At 40.5% G+C, this 18,243-nt stretch carries 16 protein-coding genes; 13 read left to right on the top strand and 3 right to left on the bottom strand.

Going from position 1 to position 18,243, the window contains the following annotated elements:
- Nucleotides 1–10: 10 nt before the first annotated feature.
- Nucleotides 11–799 carry a MerR family transcriptional regulator gene (locus IGJ05_RS06940; protein ID WP_081117211.1) on the bottom strand — a complete coding sequence of 263 codons (789 nt, stop codon included), beginning with the start codon at nt 797–799 and terminating at the stop codon, nt 11–13.
- 73 nt (nt 800–872) lie between these two features.
- Between IGJ05_RS06940 and IGJ05_RS06935 the strand changes: the two genes are divergently transcribed.
- The 4 genes from IGJ05_RS06935 (at nt 873) to IGJ05_RS06920 (ending at nt 5,441) form a co-directional block, all read left to right on the top strand.
- Nucleotides 873–1,496 carry a GNAT family N-acetyltransferase gene (locus IGJ05_RS06935; RefSeq protein ID WP_271292446.1) on the top strand — a complete coding sequence of 208 codons (624 nt, stop codon included), beginning with the start codon at nt 873–875 and terminating at the stop codon, nt 1,494–1,496.
- 156 nt (nt 1,497–1,652) lie between these two features.
- A complete protein-coding gene (locus IGJ05_RS06930) occupies nt 1,653–2,492 on the top strand; it encodes a Cof-type HAD-IIB family hydrolase (protein ID WP_179135483.1) in 840 nt (279 codons plus the stop codon).
- 108 nt (nt 2,493–2,600) lie between these two features.
- Nucleotides 2,601–3,548, top strand: a complete 948-nt coding sequence (locus IGJ05_RS06925) for a hypothetical protein (protein WP_262119018.1) — start codon at nt 2,601–2,603, stop codon at nt 3,546–3,548.
- 228 nt (nt 3,549–3,776) lie between these two features.
- The gene (locus IGJ05_RS06920; protein WP_010747630.1) at nt 3,777–5,441 is read left to right on the top strand and encodes a peptide ABC transporter substrate-binding protein; all 1,665 of its coding nucleotides are present in this window, start codon (nt 3,777–3,779) and stop codon (nt 5,439–5,441) included.
- Between the two features lie 193 nt (nt 5,442–5,634).
- Here the strand turns inward: IGJ05_RS06920 and IGJ05_RS06915 are convergent, their stop codons facing one another.
- Nucleotides 5,635–6,219, bottom strand: a complete 585-nt coding sequence (locus IGJ05_RS06915; protein WP_010747631.1) for a polymer-forming cytoskeletal protein — start codon at nt 6,217–6,219, stop codon at nt 5,635–5,637.
- A gap of 260 nt (nt 6,220–6,479) precedes the next feature.
- Here IGJ05_RS06915 and IGJ05_RS06910 point away from each other — a divergent pair, with 260 nt between their 5' ends.
- From IGJ05_RS06910 to IGJ05_RS06875, 8 genes are all read left to right on the top strand, one after another.
- Nucleotides 6,480–7,211 (top strand): GntR family transcriptional regulator, encoded by a 732-nt coding sequence (locus tag IGJ05_RS06910; protein ID WP_194185683.1) that lies wholly within the window; start codon nt 6,480–6,482, stop codon nt 7,209–7,211.
- Between the two features lie 156 nt (nt 7,212–7,367).
- Nucleotides 7,368–8,780, top strand: coding sequence for a glycoside hydrolase family 1 protein (locus tag IGJ05_RS06905; RefSeq protein WP_262119019.1), 1,413 nt, complete (start codon nt 7,368–7,370; stop codon nt 8,778–8,780).
- A gap of 11 nt (nt 8,781–8,791) precedes the next feature.
- A complete protein-coding gene (locus IGJ05_RS06900; protein WP_194185685.1) occupies nt 8,792–10,102 on the top strand; it encodes a PTS sugar transporter subunit IIC in 1,311 nt (436 codons plus the stop codon).
- A gap of 340 nt (nt 10,103–10,442) precedes the next feature.
- Nucleotides 10,443–11,318 (top strand): hypothetical protein, encoded by an 876-nt coding sequence (locus tag IGJ05_RS06895; RefSeq protein WP_194185686.1) that lies wholly within the window; start codon nt 10,443–10,445, stop codon nt 11,316–11,318.
- Nucleotides 11,319–11,329: 11 nt separating this feature from the next.
- The gene (locus tag IGJ05_RS06890; RefSeq protein WP_194185687.1) at nt 11,330–12,556 is read left to right on the top strand and encodes a glutathionylspermidine synthase family protein; all 1,227 of its coding nucleotides are present in this window, start codon (nt 11,330–11,332) and stop codon (nt 12,554–12,556) included.
- Nucleotides 12,553–13,305, top strand: coding sequence for a hypothetical protein (locus IGJ05_RS06885; protein WP_194185688.1), 753 nt, complete (start codon nt 12,553–12,555; stop codon nt 13,303–13,305). The genes IGJ05_RS06890 and IGJ05_RS06885 overlap by 4 nt, the downstream gene beginning before the upstream one ends.
- Nucleotides 13,306–13,562: 257 nt before the next feature.
- Nucleotides 13,563–13,763: a cold-shock protein gene (locus IGJ05_RS06880; protein WP_005225331.1), complete on the top strand. Its 201-nt coding sequence runs from the start codon at nt 13,563–13,565 to the stop codon at nt 13,761–13,763.
- 491 nt (nt 13,764–14,254) lie between these two features.
- The gene (locus tag IGJ05_RS06875; protein WP_262119023.1) at nt 14,255–14,608 is read left to right on the top strand and encodes a nuclear transport factor 2 family protein; all 354 of its coding nucleotides are present in this window, start codon (nt 14,255–14,257) and stop codon (nt 14,606–14,608) included.
- Between the two features lie 450 nt (nt 14,609–15,058).
- Here the strand turns inward: IGJ05_RS06875 and IGJ05_RS06870 are convergent, their stop codons facing one another.
- On the bottom strand, nt 15,059–16,459 hold the full coding sequence (locus IGJ05_RS06870) for a metallophosphoesterase (protein ID WP_208788507.1): 1,401 nt from the start codon (nt 16,457–16,459) through the stop codon (nt 15,059–15,061).
- A 391-nt stretch (nt 16,460–16,850) separates the two neighbouring features.
- On the opposite strand from IGJ05_RS06870, the gene IGJ05_RS06865 reads away from it, so the two are divergent.
- Entirely contained in the window at nt 16,851–18,227 is a 1,377-nt protein-coding gene (locus IGJ05_RS06865) for a CHAP domain-containing protein (protein ID WP_262119025.1), read from the top strand.
- Nucleotides 18,228–18,243: the final 16 nt, after the last annotated feature.

The raw sequence follows: 18,243 nt of genomic DNA, 5'->3' as shown, positions 1-18,243 counted from the left end.
GAACGAATCATTATTCCTCAGATAAAATCCGAACTTGGATCTCTGTCAAATAAGCTTGCTCGTTGCTAAGGGTCGTTTCGTGGATCGATCGTTCATAGAAGTAGTCATCGATTTGCCATTGGTGCGTCGCAATCAGCTGCTTGAGTTTTTGATAGAACTGCTTCAATCCTTCGTCATCCCCCTGATAAATGGCGGTTAAATAGCATCCTGCTGGTTTCACGAAGGAAGTCCCTTGCGGCTCTTCTTGCCGCACGTAAACGTAGTCGATGTCTTGCGTATCGTCTTTGTTCGTCCGAATCATAGAACCGTACTCGTTATTCGAGAATAGATAAGGCTGTGCCATCAAAAGATCGTAGGCTTGGGTGATCATCTCTGGGATGGAGCTGCCGTTTAATCTAGGACTGAGGGAGAAATATTCCTCTGGCTGTTCCTTCAAGGTGAAGGGGGAAGTTTTTTCTGCAGCCAGGCGCAAATCCGCAGCTTTTCGTTCGATGATTTTTTTGATGTTGGTCAACTGCTGAATTTTTTCATCGATGGTTTGCCGCTTGGCTTCCAATAAGTTTCTCATGGTCTCGGCATCCCCCTGCAGCGCTGTTTGGATCTCTTTTAAGGGCATCGATAATTCTTTCAATGACAGGATCAATCCGAGATCCAAAAGTTGATCAAGGGAATAATACCGATACCCGTTCTCGTCTTTGCTGTTTGGTTGAAATAGCCCAATCTCGTCATAATAGTGGAGTGTCCGAGGATTGATCCGCGCTAAGCGTGCCATTTCCGATACTTTTAATTTGGTTTTCATGAAGTTCCTCCTTGACTTTACAGTTACTGTAAACTTTATACTAAGGATAGTCAACTACTGGGAGGAAGATAGAATGAATAAAAAAGTAACGTATCGACCATTTAAACGAGAAGATCTGCCTGCGCTTGTGCAAGTGATTATTGATAGCTGGAACTACGACAAGCAATTTGACAAGAAGACCGCCAAGCACTTTGCTCATGTCTTTTTGTGTTATGAACTTGCCCGTGCGACCTATTCGCGGGTGGCTCTTTTAAATGGTGAAGCTGTCGGTATCTTATTAGCAGATAGTAAGAGAGGGAAGAAGCTTCATCCAGCGCGCTATTGGGGGAAAACGATTTGGCATGCTGGCTGCTTACTGCTTATGAAAGAAGGGAGAAACACGCTGCTGCATTATGCCAAGGAGGTGGCTGAGTTAAATCAAGCGATGTTGAAAGACTTACAAACTCCTTTTCAGACCGAAGTTGGTTTGTTTGCCGTTAGTCCCAAAACACAAGGATTGGGTGTAGGCAAGCAGCTCTTTACTTCCTTTTTAGCGATGGTCCAGCAGGAAAAAACGGCTCCGTTTTTCCTTTATACCGATACCACCTGTAATTTCGGTTTTTATGAGCATATGGGCTTGAAGCGGGCAGCTGCTGTGAAAAGCTGGATCAAAAAACTGATCAAGAAGGAAATCGAGTTTTATATCTATACTTCCTAAGAGTGCAGCGATGCACTCTTTTTTCATTGGCTAGTATGGTAAACTGGAAGCAAAGAAGGTCAAGGAAGCTGTTTTCGTTTTATGGAAACGGTGCTTGTTTTGGTCGAAAGCGATGGCTCGATCCGCTTTCGTAAAAAGGATGGGGAATGGGAAAGGATGGTTTATTTGGAAAAAAAGCAGATAGGGTTTATTTTAAGTGATATTGATGGGACGATCTTGGATCATAAGCATCAAATCGATCTGGATTTGATTGAAGAAATCAAACGATTGAAGCAGCAAGCGATTCCTTTTGTTTTGGCTTCCGCTCGCTCCCCGAAAGGAATGCTACCGATAGCTCAAGAATTAGGGATAGAAGACTGGCCCTTGGCTTGTTACAACGGTGCCTTGATTGGAGGGTACGATCAAAAGGGCACACTGGTACCGATTTTCAGTCATGAGGTCAAAAAAGCAGAAGCAAAAACTTTGGTTGCGCGCATCAAAACTGATTTTCCAGGTGTTTCCATCAATGTCTACTCTGGTGATCAGTGGTATTGCGAAAGAGTGGACCAATGGGCACGAGCAGAAGCGGCGATCACCAAAGAGACTCCTGTAGAAACTTCATTAGAACAACTGTTGGCACAAGAAGCTTTTGAGGTTCATAAGTTTCTTTTGATCGGCACAACGGCAGAAATCCGAGCGCTTCATACTGCCTGCCAGAACGCTGGATTTTTAGAAAGCGCCTTTTACTTATCCAAAGAGAATTATTTGGAAGTCACTCATCAAGCTGTGGGAAAAGATAAGGCGCTAAATGAATTGGCGGCCTATTTTCAAGTGCCGCTGGCGCAAACCTTAGCGATCGGCGATAATTTTAACGACCTGCCAATGATTGCTTCAGCTGGTATTGGTGTTGCGATGGAGAATGCACCCGAATTGGTCAAAGCAAAAGCTGATTTTGTGACGACTAGCAATACAGACCATGGGGTTGCTGATGCATTGCGGCGATTTGTCACAGAATAGATAAAAAAACTAGGTTTTTTGAACAAATTGATTGACTTTCATTTCTACTCTCCTTAAACTTTTAGCTATACCTAAAAAGGTAAGTGTTTGTTGGAAAGAAGGAGAAAAATGAATAAGAAGATCGAGAAGACATTGACCAAATTTGCCGAGCCGTTGGGGCTCTCCGTTGATACTTCCACTGGGGTGATTTATGGAACGTATCATAGTTATAAACTTTTTTTAGTTCAAGAGAATAACAATAGTTATTCTCTAGTGGCTCATTTTTCACTTAGCAAAGATGGCGAACTTCCCATCCAAGAAGAAGTCAAAGAAGTTCTAAGTGAGTCAAAAGAGATCATCGACTGTGTGATCCAAGGATATCAAGTTGCCTATACATTACGCGGAGCGATGACTGCAGGGAAAACCGTGGACAAGTTACGTACTGCGTTGGACCAGTTGACGAATTTTTTGAAGACGAAAGGTTTCCAAAATGCTTGTACCTTCTGCGGCGCGGTCACTGAGCCGGTTTCGCTATATGCTATTGGCGGCGCTCCCGTCATTGCCTGTGAAGCTTGCTTTAAGAAACAACAAGAAGCAGTCCTTGCGCAAGAACGGGAAAAAGGGCAGAAAAAAGAAAAATGGTTAGCTGGAACCGTGGGTGCGTTTCTTGGCTCACTGATTGGTGCCGGCGCAATTATTTTATTAGGACAACTGGGGTATGTTGCTGCATTGTCTGGGATCGCGATGGCGATCTGTGCCATCAAAGGGTATGAATTATTAGGTGGAAAACTCAGCACAAAAGGTATTATTAGTAGTATTATCGTCATGATCATCATGGTCTATGTCGGGAATCGTATCGACTGGTCGATCAGTGTAGCGAATTATTACACGGACGTTGATGTCTTCTATGCCTTCCGTATTTTACCTGATTTGATTCGTGAAGGATATTTGGAAGCGAGTCAATATTACGGGAACTTAGGTCTGGTCTATCTATTTACGGCGATTGGGGCTGTGCCAACTATTATCGCTACGGTACGAGAGGGGAAAGTGACGCGTCAAAGCTATAAAATGGAGTAATCCACGTTTCTATCCAAAGATAAAAAAACACAAAGCGAGATCTTTTTCGCTTTGTATTTTTTGTTTTTGTGTCATAAATAATAACATGCAGTGTTAACATAAAAAATAAATAATAATAAAATGAGAAAAATAGCTTGCTTTTATAATTAATATTTATTAAAATCTTATTTACATTCAGAGTTTTGTAATAATTCTGAAAATTTTGGATTTTCATAAGGGGTAGGTAAGATGAAGAAAAAATGGGGATATGGTGTTGTCGCTGTTTGTGGAATCGTATTAGCAGGTTGCTCAACAGGAGGGACATCAAGTACAGGTGAAAGTTCAAGTGGTAGTGGGACAGCAGCTGCCGAACAAATTTTTAATGTTGTGGTTCAACAAGAAATGCCGAGTGCCGATCTATCCTTAGCCACCGATACGATCAGTTTCAGTGCTTTAAATAATGTGTATGAAGGGTTGTACCGCTTAGATGCTGATAGTAAGCCCGAACCAGCAGGTGCCGCCGAATTAGCGGAAGTCAGTGAAGATGGTCTGACCTATAAATTGAAATTACGTGAAGATGCCAAATGGTCAAATGGAGAACCAGTAACAGCAGCGGATTATGTCTTTGGCTGGCAACGCACTGTAAGTGCGGAAACAGGTTCTGAGTATGCGTACTTATTTGCGCCCGTAACCAATGCCGAAGCGATAACAGCAGGTGAAAAAGATGCCTCAGAATTAGGGATCAAAGCAGTCAGTGACTATGAATTAGAAATCACGCTGACGACACCTACGCCATACTTCCAATACTTATTGGCGTTTCCATCCTTCTTCCCACAAAGCCAAGCAGTCGTAGAAGACAACGGCGATCAATATGCTTCAACAAGCGACAATGCCGTTTACAATGGACCCTTTGTGTTGGCTGGCTTTGATGGGCCAGGAACCGATACAGAATGGTCATATGAAAAGAACGACCAATATTGGGACAAAGAGACGGTGAAACTTGATACCATCAATGTTAGTGTCGTAAAAGAATCATCGACCTCCTTGAATCTATTCCAAGATGGGCAAGCAGACGACGTCATCTTAACAGGAGAATTGGCACAGCAAATGGCCAATGATGAAGCGTTTGTGTCAGAACCATTAGCCCGTACTTCCTATATCGAGTTGAATCAGCGCGAAGAAGATTCGCCATTCCGCAATGAGGATCTGCGTAAAGCAATCTCTTATGCCATCGATCGTGATGCATTAGTGACATCGATTTTAGGGGACGGTTCATTGGCTTCCACAGGATTGATACCAAAAGGAATGACCTTTAACCCAACTGATAATACTGATTTTGTCGATGAAGCGGAAAGTGTCATTGAATACGATCAAGAAAAGGCCAAAGAACATTGGGAAAAAGCCAAAGAGGCGTTAGGAATCGATTCCTTGAGCTTTGAAATTTTGGCTTCTGATACAGATTCAACCAAAAAGGCCATTGAGTATATTCAAAGTGCGATCCAAGACACGCTGGATGGGGTGAAAGTTAGCCTAAGTCCTGTTCCTTTCTCCGTTCGTTTAGATCGTTCAAACTCAGGTGACTTTGATGTCGTCATGGGTGGTTGGGGAGCTGACTATGCGGATGCTAGTAGCTTTACTGATTTGTTTGTTACCGACAATTCCTACAACCGCGGTCGTTGGACAAGTGAGGCGTACGATGCAGCAGTGAAATCGTCTGCCACGACAAACGCTGGCAATCCAGATGCTCGCTGGCAAGATTTGTTAGATGCAGAGAAAATCATTATGGATCAACAAGGGGTCATCCCTGTGTACCAAAACGTTGAAGCTCATTTACGTGCACCAAAAGTAAAAGGGGTCGTATCACACGGTGCTGGTGCGCAATATGACTACAAGTGGGCAGTTATTGAAGAATAAGCGCCTAAAGAAGAAACTGGTTTTGCGTAAGCAAGCCAGTTTTTTTCTTGGGCTTTGTTCTTACTTACACAATGTTAGTAATGAGAGCGGATGCAATTGTTTATAAAAAAACAAAAAAAGTTGGCAAGGGATCAACGATCGACTTGCCAACCTCGTTTTTTGTTCATCTATTTCACAGAAATCCAGTGAAAGATTATTCGCTAACTGTTACGTCACCTGTTACAGAAGCGCCATCTTCGTCAAGTGTTGCTGAATCTTGGAATTCTTTTGAAGTGAATGTTACGTTACCTTCAACTTTTGCACCGTTCAATACAAAGCCGTTAGCATTCACTTCAACGTCACCTTTGATTACACCGTGAACGATGTTGAAGTTTTCTGAGTTAACGATCAATTTAGGAACAGTTACTGTGTATTCAGCTGTTACGTTGCGGTCTTCATCTTGTGAGTACAATGCAAATTTACGGTAGATATCAGCAGAGTCGTCACCTTTGTCGTGGAATTCGCCATCAACGGTTACATCGTTATCAAATGTCATGTCGCCAGTTACAGCAACGATCCAGTTACCATCTGCGCTCAATGCTTTTTCGATCACTGAAGTTTGGTCACTGATAGAAGCAGTTGAAACAACGTCATCTGATGATTCAGTTGATGCAGCAGTTGAAGCTGCTGTTGATGATGATGAGCTTGCAGCTGTATCGTTATCTGAACTACATGCAGCTAAAAGAGTGCCTCCCATAAGCAATGATGCAGCGATTAAAGTGATTTTAGTTTTTTTCATGTTTCCTTCTCCTTTGTATTCCCATAGTTTTCTTAAAAACAAAATGATTATACCATACCGAGATGAAGTTTGTGAAACAAAAAACATAAATGAGGAGAAATTTAATAAATAGCAGCCTAGGATTAAAAAAATTTCAAATTCACAGATGGGAGAGGTAGGGAAATTTCTGTAGGTTAAAAAAATCGTAGGTGGTTTATTGACAAAGATTAATGCTAAAATTTGAAGGAAGCTATAGTCTGAAAAGGGGAGGAGGAAAAAGAATGAGTAAAGCTGAGTTTATTGTGGAGGATTTATTAAGCAAAATCTATCAAAAGAAGAGCAAACCCTCCCAAAAAATTCTTTCAGAAAGAAATCTTGCGGAAAAATATGAAGTATCGCGAAATACTGTTAGAAAAGCGTTAAAAAAATTGATCGATATAGGTGTTTTGGAAGCTGTCCCTAAAAAAGGTTATCTAATCAAGAAGACAAAAGTAAACCCAAGCTTGATCTACAGCTCGGTAACTGAAAAAAAATCGAATCAAATAGAATCAAAAGTCCTTTTATTAAAAGAACGAGAAATGACAAAAAGAGAAGCGAATATCTTTGATGCCCAATTGATTGGATCTGTTTGGGAATTGAAGCGTTTACGCATTCTTGATCAAAAGGTAACGGAGATTCAAGAGTCGATTTTTCCTAAAAAAGTATTTCCTTATTTTGATGAAGAGATGGGGAAAGGTTCGATTCAGAAACTATTGATTGATGCTGGTTATTATATCTCTCATAGTTTGACGAGTTTTGAAGCAGTAAATCTCTCGGAGCAAGATGCGCAAGTCTTTCATCTTAAAAAAAATAGTGCTGCAATGAAAGTCACCAGCCGAACGATTACTACTGAGGGGCTGATCGTTGAGTTAACTTCAAGAATTGCTGTAGATTATAAAGGGACTTTCCGTTTGCCATTTAATAAAGAAACCTTCGATTTTCGACATCAACAAGATAAACTTTATGATTTTTGATTTTTCTGGTACTTTTTATAGATGGATTTCTATCTTTAAAAGGTACCAGATTTTTTGTAAAACCTTTTTAAATCAAAAATTGTAAGCCTTTTTATAAAATTGTGCTTTTCTTTTTCTATGATAAATTTTAGCTATCAAGAAAGAGGAGTGATAGTTATGAGCAAAGGATTTCCCGACAAGTTTTTATTTGGCGGAGCCATTGCAGCAAACCAAGCGGAAGGAGCCTACCAAGAGGGGCTCAAGGGATTGGGGATCTGCGACATTTTACCGGTGGGGAAAGAACGATTACTGACGATTGATCCTCAGTTAAAAAAAGATCACTATTATCCTTCCCATAAGGCAATTGATTTTTATCATCATGTTGAAGAAGACATTGCTTTGTTAAAAGAAATGGGTCTACAATGCTTTCGTTTTTCGATCAACTGGGCGCGACTTTTTCCACGTGGCGATGAGAAAGAAGCGAATCAAGAAGGAATAGACTTTTACCATCGCTTGATTGATGGACTACTAGCTGCCAAGATCGAACCAATCGTGACCATCTCTCATTATGAAACACCATTATTCTTGGCGACAGAATACGGTGGCTGGAAAAATCGGCAACTGATTTCTTTTTTTCTCAATTATTGTGAGGTGATTTTTTCAGAATATGGTAAAAAGGTCACTTATTGGATGAGCTTTAATGAAATCAATAATATTGTAAAAATTCCGTGGTTTGCGGGCGCTTTAAGAACGGAGGAAGACGAAAATCCTGCACAAGCGCAATATCAAGCAGCTCATCATATGTTCGTTGCCCATTCTTTAGCAAACAAATCATTGAAGAAGATAAATCCTAAAGCAAAAATGGGCTGTATGCTTTCACTTAGTGGTGTGTACCCTGATACACCCAATCCGAAAGATATATTTGGTAGTTATGAGTTTCGCAGAAAATCTTTGTTTTTTTCAGACGTGATGATCCGAGGGGCCTATCCAGCATATTCTAAACGATTATTTGAAGAGTTATCTATCGATCTTGAAATAGAAAAAGGCGATTTAGAAACGATTCAATCTTATACGAGTGACTATTTAGCATTCAGTTACTACTTAACGACAGTCTACTCTCATGATTTAAAGATAAAGACGGGAACTGGCGGTCCACAAGGGAAAAAAAATCCCTATTTAGAAACTTCGCCTTGGGGCTGGCAAATTGATCCTTTGGGATTGCGGTATGTTTGTAATGAATTGTATGATCGCTATCAAATTCCTTTAATGATTGCTGAAAATGGCCTCGGCATGGAAGATCACATCGACGCTAATGGCAAGATTATCGATAAAGAACGCCAAAACTATTTAAGAGATCATTTGCTTGCCTTATCTGAAGCCATCCATGATGGCTGTGAAATCCTTGCTTATACGTGGTGGGGGATCATAGATATTGTAAGTGCAGGCACAGGAGAAATGAATAAAAGATACGGTTTTATCCACGTAGATGTTGATAATGAAGGGAACGGAACATTTGAGCGTCGCAAGAAAGACAGCTTTGCGTATTACAAAAAAATAATCGAACAAAATAATAATCTAGCTGATATGTAGGAGGGGAAATTATGTCTTTTTTTGATTCTTTTGCGAATAAAATCGGCCACACTGCCGAAGCGATCAACCAGAATAAATATCTTTACAGTATTAAAACAGCCTTTACCGTTTATATGCCATTTATTATTGTTGGCTCTTTCGCAACTTTATTTAACACCATTCTTTGTTCTGAAGAAGTCGGTTTGGCGCAATTTGCAGCTTTTTCTTTTTTAAGCGCTATCGGTCCAGCTTTTACAGCAATTAATTATGCAACTATGTCGACGATGAGTATTGCCATTGCCTTTTTGATTGGGAAAATTATTGGGCAAAGAAATGGTGTGGATGAAAACTATAGTGCGTTAGTAGCAGTTGTTTCATTTTTGACGATCGTGCCACAAACGATCGTAACAGTGGTGGAAGGAATGGAGGACATTTTAACCAGTGGTATTGCAACAACAAGTATCAATGCACAAGGATTGTTTGTAGCGATGCTGATTGCTACTCTTTCAGTAGAACTTTTTTCTTGGTTAATGAAAAAAGAAAAATTGAAAATCCGAATGCCAGAAAGTGTACCAAGCGGAATTGCTCGGTCTTTTAATTCTTTGATACCAGTACTACTCGTTCTTTTAGTATTTTCAATTATTAGTACCGTTATTTTCAATTGGACGGGCAATTATTTAAGTGACATTATCTATAATACATTGCAAGTACCGATGCAAAAAGTGATGCAAAACGGTCCTGTTGGAATCATTTTATTGGCTTTTGCTTCAGCCATTTTTTGGGTCTTTGGTCTGCATGGCAATATGGTGATCATGCCTATCTTAAGTCCATTGGCGTTAGCAGGTCTTGCAGACAATATTGCGCAAGTTCAAGCAGGAGAAGCTGCTACAAATCCATTGACCATGACATTCTTTCGAGTATATGTGGTAATGGGTGGGGCTGGAGTGACGATTGCCTTGATTCTCTCTTTACTGGTTTTTTCAAAAAGAGAAGATCAAAAACTCATTTCAAAACTAGCTTTGATTCCTGGGATTTTCGGTATCAATGAACCGCTAGTCTATGGATTACCAATCGTTATGAATCCAATTTTTGCGATTCCATTTATCCTTTCGCAATTGATGGCTACCGTTGTTGCTTACATTGCTACAGTGACCCAGATTATTCCAGCAGCTAGTGTGGAAGTGCCGTTTGGATTGCCCTTATTTGTCAATGCGTTTGTAGGTTATCAAAGTTTTGCGGCCATTTTGGTTCAAGTAGTTATTTTGGTGCTAGCCTTTTTGATCTATACACCATTTGTTTTAGCTTCGAACCGTATGGGAGGTAGCGAAACGGGCAACAAATAAGCAGATTTTTCCTATAAAAAACAAACACACGTCCAGTCATGTGAGCGGAAGCTTCTTTCCGCTATCGGCTGTGCGTGTGTTTTTTGTGCTACATGCGCTTTCGATCAGTCAACTGCTTGAACTTAGGTATAATGTCTTTTCTTTTATCTGCTTGTAATAGTGAATGAAACTATCTGGCTTCTTACCTTCAAATGAGAACAGTTCGCTAATCACTGTTTCATTCTCTGAAATAAGCTGGAAAATGCAAGAAGAGCGGTATGTTCCCTACCCTTTGATTATTTTCTTCGGTAAAATGAAGAATAATGATTCATTTGCAGAATAATTTGACAAGAAGGAGGGGTTGGTTTCGTTTTACTTACAAATCTTTTTGTTTGCAGTACTGATGATCTTAGGCTTTTTCTATCACCACCTGTCTTACTCCGTACCAGAATTGATCCTATTTCTCTTGTGTATTTTTATCAGCATACGGTTTCTTCGAAGCTGGTATTTGAGCATTTATCGCAACGCTCGTTTTTTTAAACATTATGGCCGATTCCTTTACTTGTCAAGCCTGCCTTTGCTAGTGACGCTACTGTATCTCTTGATTTTACTGAATGCTGCATCTTGGGATGTTAAAGGAATTTATATTTATTTTTATATTTTTATGGGAATTACTTGGCTGGCTATAGGCTTAAACGGTGTTTTGCTGGCAGTCGAGTTCTCCTACAGAGATGATGCATTACTAGGCGAAAATAAAGGCGCAGTTGCAGTGCTTGCCGGTGCTCTTGTAGGTATCGGCGTAATTTTTGCTGGCGGCAATATTGGTGATGGACCGGGATGGTGGACGATCGTTCTTGCTAGTGGAATTGGGACGGTGCTATGGCTGTTACTGCTTCATCTTTTTGACACAAGTACGCAAGTCATCACGAAAATTGTCAGAGAACGTACTTGGCCTAGCGGCATACATCTCGGCAGTTATTTGGCAGCTTCTGGACTGATTTTTGCACGAGCATCTGGAGGGGATTGGGTCTCAGCAGTCGCTACCGTGACCGACTTTTCAACTGCTTGGCCAGTTTTACCATTGTTTTTTACAGCCGTGTGTTTTGAATATTTCTGTTTTCAAAAAGCACATGCGAAAAACAATGTGAAAAGATTTGCCTTGATCGCCAAGCTTGTCGGCGCTCTCTATCTGCTGTACAGTGTGGCTGTCATATCGCTGCTTCCATCCATTTTTTAGGAGTTGATTTTATGCTATCGACGAAAAAACAAATCAAGCTAATAAAAATACCAGATAAACAGTATACCTCTTATCGGCAACAGGTGATTTTTCAAGGGTATAAATGGGATCCGCAAGTCTATGACAGCAATACGGTCAGTGAATATGCCGTAGTTTTGAATGAAGAGACGGAGCAAGAACTGGCGTCCTTGTCAGAAGAACTGGCCGCTGAAACAACAGCAATCGAAGCGCAGCTGTTGGCAGACCGTTCATTGATCAACGCACTGAAGCTGCCAAGAAGAATCAGAAACCAGCTCAAAAAACATCGGAACTATGATTCATCACGGCACATCCGCTTGATGCGGTTTGACTTTCATCCCACGACTGAAGGATGGCAAATTTCAGAAGTAAACAGTGATGTCCCCGGCAGTTTTGCGGAAAGTTCGATTTTGCCAGAGCTCGCTAAGAGATATTTAACAGATGTACAGGAAAGCCAAAAAGTGTCAGAGCATCTGTTGCTGGCGTTTAAAAAAAGGATATCGTTAGGGGCAAGAATCGCTTTTGTGCATGCGACTTCTTACGCGGATGATCGGCAAGTGATGCAATTTATGGGGGATCATTTCCAGCATAACGGATACCAAGCTGTCTACTTGGCACCCGATCGGTTAAGCTTTCGTGAGGGAGTTGCCTATGAAAAAGATAATCAGACAAACATTCAAGGAATCGTCCGTTTCTTTCCTTTAGAATGGATGCTGTGCCTGCCATTTCGTACACAGTGGCAAGGTTTTTATCAAACGAGTACGGTATCATGCAATCATCCTTTTGCGATTTTGACCCAGTCCAAACGCTTACCGCTGCTTTTTCAACATTTGGGGCAGCCAACCTTATGGAACAAGCTTTTGCCGGAGACAAAAGCTGTGGAGGCTCTTGATTATGAAGATAGCGACTATTTGTATAAGCCGGTTTTTGGTCGAGTTGGGGAGTCGATTACAATTCGTGAACGTACGTCGGAAAATGAGTTTAAAAAAATCCGTCGTGATGCATTGCGTTTTAAAAAGGAGTGGATCGTTCAAAAGCGGTTTGACAGTCAACCGATTTTAACAGAAGACGGGCGAGCGTTTCATTTGTGTTTAGGCGTTTTTGTAATTGATGGCAAGTTCGCTGGGATCTATGGTCGTATCAGTTCCTATGCTCGAATCGATGAAAAAGCGCAAGATCTTCCAGTACTTATTCGTCGGAAAAAGGAGGGGGAAATGTGAGAAAAAATCATGACGACGCCCAATATCTTTACCAAAGATGGACGGCTGAGCGATTGCTATGGACGCGTTGGACAAAACCGGTGGTATTTATGGGGATCACTGATGAACAGCCGGGCGCTTTTTCTCAACTAAAAAAAGCGCCTTGGGCCAAGTACCGCAGACGACGAGCAGTGATCGTTGATCTGCCGGGAGAAAAAAGTGTCGAGGCAGGGCTGACAGCCGCATTATCGGGTTATTGCCCTGTATTGCTGTTTAATGGGGTCAATGGCGGCAGTTCCTCCATCGTTCCGATGAGAAACCTTGTTCAGTCAGTTGTCGATGGCGCATATGCTTTTGATAAAAACCGCATAGCAGATGATGCCAATCCAGTATTTTTATTGGATGGCAATCGTTTAACGAAGATCAAACGAAAATTAGGCAAGTTTGATAATCGCTGGTGCGTTGTTCCGCAAGATTTTCCTTCCGCAAATCTACTTTTAGAGCATGGTATCCGCGAGATCCTTGTTCAGACGGACAAAGTACGCCGTGATTTAGAATACGTGCTGTATCAATTCCAAAAAGCTGGTATTACTATCATGTTTTGTAATCACCGTGGCGGAATCAGTACCGTAAAAATCAGCAATCCTCAGCGCTGGAAGCTGTTCTACCGCTTTTTCGTTTTACTGGGTTTCAACCGAAATGCTGCTGGCGGTTTTGGTATGTCGATCCCTGAAATCAGTTCAGGTGGTGAAAAGTATCGAGTAGGATAATCCAATAATAGATTGTAAAGCCTTGGCGGCAAGATCACGCCAACTGAATCATAAGGTTTCTTAACAATTTACCTTTTTATTAAGAAAAAAAGCCAACTTTATTTGCTATTTTATTTTAACCATGCTATGATGAATAGGTAAAGTTCTGATATGTTAATACTTGTTTATCTTTTCTATTGATACACACTTCAATTACACATCATTTTCTATTACAAACAAATAAACACAGTCGATGTGTAATATGGAGGTATACGTTTATGAATAACGGTACAGTAAAATGGTTTAATGCAGATAAAGGTTTTGGATTTATTACAGGTGAAGACGGCAATGATGTATTTGCTCACTTCTCAGCTATCCAAGGCGACGGCTTCAAAACTTTAGAAGAAGGTCAAGCAGTGACTTTCGACGTTGAAGAAGGCCAACGTGGCTTACAAGCAACAAACATCGTTAAAGGTTAATTGACGTTAACAAGCGAGAATCCATTGGGTTCTCGCTTTTTTTGTTTTATTTTATATAAATATTGAAATGGATCGGGTGTTGATGATCTGCTACAAGAGAATAGTTGCAGGTTTTGAGGACCTGACATGGTAAATAGTACATCTTTGATTTCACTATTCAACTAGCCCTAAGCGTCGCGGTTTACTTACCTATGATTTCTCATTCGATGATAAGCGTATAAAAAGAAAGAGGGGCTGTATACCGTATTCAATAAATTAATAAAGTGGTTGAATAGGTTTAGTGGCGTTGCTACCATTAAAAGCAATGGTTACTAGTGATTCAGGTATCATGTACTTATACAAGAGTAATCGATGTGAAAGATCGATAATTCTTATTCGTTTCCTCGTTATTGTCTTGAATGAATTGTAAAAGTAGAATATATTGATACAAATTAGCTACTTTTTTTATTGGAGATGGGAACAAAGATGATCACATTTCGAGGGGGATTCATATGAAGCCAAAAGAAATACTTTGCCAATGGGGTGATGCGTTTAATCAGGCAGATGTTGAAATTATTACAGAATTATATGATGAGAATGCAATAAACCACCAGGTTGCCAATGAGCCAGTTGTTGGGAAAGAAGCGATCAAGCAGATGTTTGAGCAAGATTTTTCTAACACAAACATGGTTTGTATCGTTGAGAACATTTTCGAAGATGGACAATGGGCAATTTTAGAGTGGCGGGACCCTTTAGGTTTGAGAGGCTGCGTTTTTTTTCAAATAGTAAATGATAAAATTTTATTTCAAAGAGGCTACTGGGATAAATTATCTTTCTTAAAACAGCACGACTTGCCTATTGAATAAAAGGAATTCCCTTATAGGAATGGTTAGCAGATATGCATGACAGGAAGGTTGATCGCTTCACGTAAAATTCTTAAAGGAGCAACACTGTTTGAAAACAATACCTTTTGTTAAAGTAATGATTAAGAATAAGTTAGTTTACTTCCGTCGGCGCCTAGTTGCGTGGTATAGTTATTGATAAGCGAAAAATATTTTTGTACCACACGTTACTTGTTTTGAAGAAATTTATTCAAACCTGGCGTAACTTCAGAGTTACAAGGATACAATAGAGGTTAGGGATTGTATCGTTTAAATGAGAAATAAATAATAGTAGTAATAGTATGCTGCACTTTCAAAGAATAAATATTGACTCGTCAGATAGCCTTCTCGTTTACCCAAACGAGAGGGCTATCGTTCATTAGAAAAGAAAAAGTGTCTTTTTCCTAAAAGAAAGGAAGAAGACACTTTTTGGCTTTATTCTGCTGTGAGGGGGATCGTCAGCTTGCGATCATCGGTTTGATCGTCGAGCATTGAATCGACATATTGCTTCAAAAAGTAAGAATAGGTCGCTAACCACTGATACTCCTCGGAGTCTTTGATAGCAGCTTTTTCTTCGGCTGAGTAAGTATCATTGCCAGTAAAAAGGGCAGTGTTCAGCCTCGTGACAAACGTGCAAAGTTTTGTCATCTGGGCATCTGACAGTTCAGACACTGCGGACAATTGGTCACGGACCAGTTGGTCGGTGTCTTTTTCAAAAATACTTTTCTGGTAGTTTTGATAGTTCAGCAACTGTTCATCAGTTTGCTTCGTTTCAGCCGCCCAAGCATCGAGATCAATCTGCCGAGCTTCATAGTTGATTTCCTTGTCAGAAAGAGAAAGGACGCCGTAGCCTAATTCTGCCGTTGAATAAGACCCAGTGACTGCTTCATAAAGCGAATCATTCCCTTCGTTAATGTCTTGAATGTGGATATGACCAGAGAAAACGGCTGGCACGTTGAAGCGTTCCAACAAAGCGACAGTCTCAGAGGCGTTGTCGAGAACATAACCGTCTTGTAAGAGTTCATTATGACCAAACAAGTTATGGTGCAAAAAGACCAGTGGTACTTGCTCCGCTTCTTTCGTCAGGGTTAATTGCTCCTCCAACCAAGTTAGAGTAGCCGGTTTCAACTCACCATTCGTAGTAGGATCATCCCAATTAACCTCAGAATCGTAGATACATGAATCGAGCAAAAAGAGACGATACTTGTCGTTTAACTGAATGCTGTAGCTAAGGGAAGACTTGTCGATACTGTTGGCTTTTTCGTAACCTTCAGCAAAAATCGTTTGAAAATCCTCAGGACTGATTTGATCTGCGTAGTATTCCTTTTCACCTTTAAATGCTCGCGCCCAACCATTGTAAATCTCGTGGTTGCCAGGTAATGCTAAAACCATAATGTCAGCTTCTTGCAATGGTTCAAGCAATCTTGCCAACTCTTGAGCACTTGCTTTCTCGCCATTGAGCGTCATATCACCGGTCAAAATAATTCCCGTGGGTTTCTCTTTTAAGGCTTGAGCGGTGAAGGCCTCGATCGATTGTTCTTGATACGTCATCTCTTTGCCAGCAGCTCCCTTTGTGAAGGTCTGAAAGGCTGCGCCGTTATCATGGAGCGTGGAGGAAAAAAAATGAATATCACTTAAGAGCCAAAACTCACTGTTGCTCGCCTGTTGCAATGGAGTATCGGCTTCATGCACCTTACGAAATTGAAAGAATAACAGGAAACAGGTGACAAAAAGTGTAAGTAGTGCCAATGGCCAAAACCATTTTTTGTGTGTACGAATCGCGATTCCCTCCTCGCTTGTTTTATTTATTATAGAAAGGAATAGGGATCTTGTCACATAAATGGTCTTTTTTTGAATGATTTCTTGTTTTCATAGTTTTTCTTATTAAAAAAAGTGTGATCAAGCTTTAAACCCTGACGAATTAGCTTTACTTTCGATAAAGATAACATGAATTGATTTTATTTTTGATAATGAAAATGAAAAGAAAACGCGGTAATTTATTCAGAAACGTTGATTTAACGATCTTTAATTGTCCTGTTATTTATCGTTGAGATAAAGGGAGTGTTAGATTGAAACATTTTTGTAACATTTCCTTTATCTGTGTGTCATATCATTATGGTAGAATTCATTTGTCGTTAAATCGAACATTAAACTTTCTTAGACAAAATTAAGTTTTTATAAAGGCAGTTCATCTGTCAAATCAACCAGCTAGTCGGAGGAAAAACGAGTGAAGAATAGTTTGTTATCAGCATTAATGGTGTGTTCACTAACATTAACAGCAGTTGCAGCACCTGCATTAGCATTTGCAGATTCCATTGATGATCAAATCGAGCAGCAAGACCAAAAAATCAATTCTCTTAAAGGTCAGCAAGCTGACGCACAATCACAAATCGATTCTCTAGAAGCAGAAATTGAAACAGTGAGTGCAAAAGTTGCTTCATTAGAAGCGAAACAAGTTGAGTTAGGTCAAGAAGCTGAGAAATTGCAAGACAAAATCGCAACATTGAAATTGCGTATTGCCAAACGTGAAGAAGCAATCCAAAAGCAAGCCCGTGATGTGCAAGTTAACGGTCAAAGCACCAATTTCATTGATGCTGTTTTAGAAGCAGATTCTTTAACGGATGTTATCGGTCGCGTACAAGCGATGACAACGATCGTCAATGCAAACAATGATTTAGTTGAACAACAAAAACAAGACAAACAAGATGTTGAAGACAAAGTCAAAGAAAACGAAAGCAAGATCCAAGAAGTTGCTGCGAACCAAGCAGAACTTAGCCAACAAAGAGATGCCATTGCAGCAAAACAAGCTGATTTAAATGTCTTGAAAGCAAACTTAGCAGCAGAACAAGCGACTGCTGAAAAAGACAAAGATGCTTTGAACAAGAAAAAACAAGAAGCGGAAGCTGAAAAAGCACGTATCTTGAAAGAACAACAAGAAACTGCTGCTGCTCAAAAAGTAGAAGAAGAAAGACAAGCTGCTGCTTTGAAAGAAGCACAACAAGAAGCTGCTGCTCAATCAACTGAAAGCACGACAGAGAATACAACAGCTTCTACTGAAACAGCAACAAGTAGTTCTTCAAGCAACACAAGTTCAAGTAATACCAGCAGTTCTAACAGCTCAAGTTCATCGAACGCAGGCTCTTCAAACACTGGTTCAAGCAATTCAAGCTCAAGTAACTCAGATTCAAACTCTTCATCAAACAATAATTCTACCGGAAGTATTTCTACTGGCGGCGGAAAAGATCATTCAAGCTCAGGTAACATGTATGCTTGGGGTCAATGTACTTGGTACGTGAAAAGTGTTGCACCATGGGTAGGTACTTACTGGGGTAACGGAGCACAATGGGGTGCGTCAGCTGCAGCTGATGGGTACACTGTCAATGGTACACCAGCAGCCGGTGCCGTTGTGGTCTTTGCCGCTGGTCAATCAGTTGGTGGCGAATGGACTGCTGATCCAGTTTATGGACACGTTGCTTATGTTGAATCATACAACCCATCAAACAATACCATCACAATCTCTCAAGGCGGAATGGGCTTTGACAGTCCTGGTGGACCAAATAGAGCTACGATGAACGCATCTGGATATACTTACATCCATCGTTAATCAATTCAAAAGCAAA

This window comes from Enterococcus sp. AZ167 (assembly GCF_051714025.1).
GTDB classification, from domain to species: Bacteria; Bacillota; Bacilli; order Lactobacillales; family Enterococcaceae; genus Enterococcus_D; species Enterococcus_D casseliflavus.
Note: the sequence above shows the minus strand (reverse complement) of the source record. Positions and strands in the feature narration are given on the sequence as shown.

Bases quoted from the DNA above. Each gene is read 5' to 3' on its own strand.
- IGJ05_RS06875 (WP_262119023.1), top strand. From the start codon at position 14,255: ATGAAGCCAAAAGAAATACTTTGCCAATGGGGTGATGCGTTTAATCAG.
- IGJ05_RS06925 (WP_262119018.1), top strand. From the start codon at position 2,601: ATGAATAAGAAGATCGAGAAGACATTGACCAAATTTGCCGAGCCGTTG.
- IGJ05_RS06940 (WP_081117211.1), bottom strand. From the start codon at position 799: ATGAAAACCAAATTAAAAGTATCGGAAATGGCACGCTTAGCGCGGATC.
- IGJ05_RS06890 (WP_194185687.1), top strand. From the start codon at position 11,330: ATGCTATCGACGAAAAAACAAATCAAGCTAATAAAAATACCAGATAAA.
- IGJ05_RS06930 (WP_179135483.1), top strand. From the start codon at position 1,653: ATGGTTTATTTGGAAAAAAAGCAGATAGGGTTTATTTTAAGTGATATT.
- IGJ05_RS06910 (WP_194185683.1), top strand. From the start codon at position 6,480: ATGAGTAAAGCTGAGTTTATTGTGGAGGATTTATTAAGCAAAATCTAT.
- IGJ05_RS06920 (WP_010747630.1), top strand. From the start codon at position 3,777: ATGAAGAAAAAATGGGGATATGGTGTTGTCGCTGTTTGTGGAATCGTA.
- IGJ05_RS06880 (WP_005225331.1), top strand. From the start codon at position 13,563: ATGAATAACGGTACAGTAAAATGGTTTAATGCAGATAAAGGTTTTGGA.
- IGJ05_RS06935 (WP_271292446.1), top strand. From the start codon at position 873: ATGAATAAAAAAGTAACGTATCGACCATTTAAACGAGAAGATCTGCCT.
- IGJ05_RS06905 (WP_262119019.1), top strand. From the start codon at position 7,368: ATGAGCAAAGGATTTCCCGACAAGTTTTTATTTGGCGGAGCCATTGCA.
- IGJ05_RS06915 (WP_010747631.1), bottom strand. From the start codon at position 6,219: ATGAAAAAAACTAAAATCACTTTAATCGCTGCATCATTGCTTATGGGA.
- IGJ05_RS06900 (WP_194185685.1), top strand. From the start codon at position 8,792: ATGTCTTTTTTTGATTCTTTTGCGAATAAAATCGGCCACACTGCCGAA.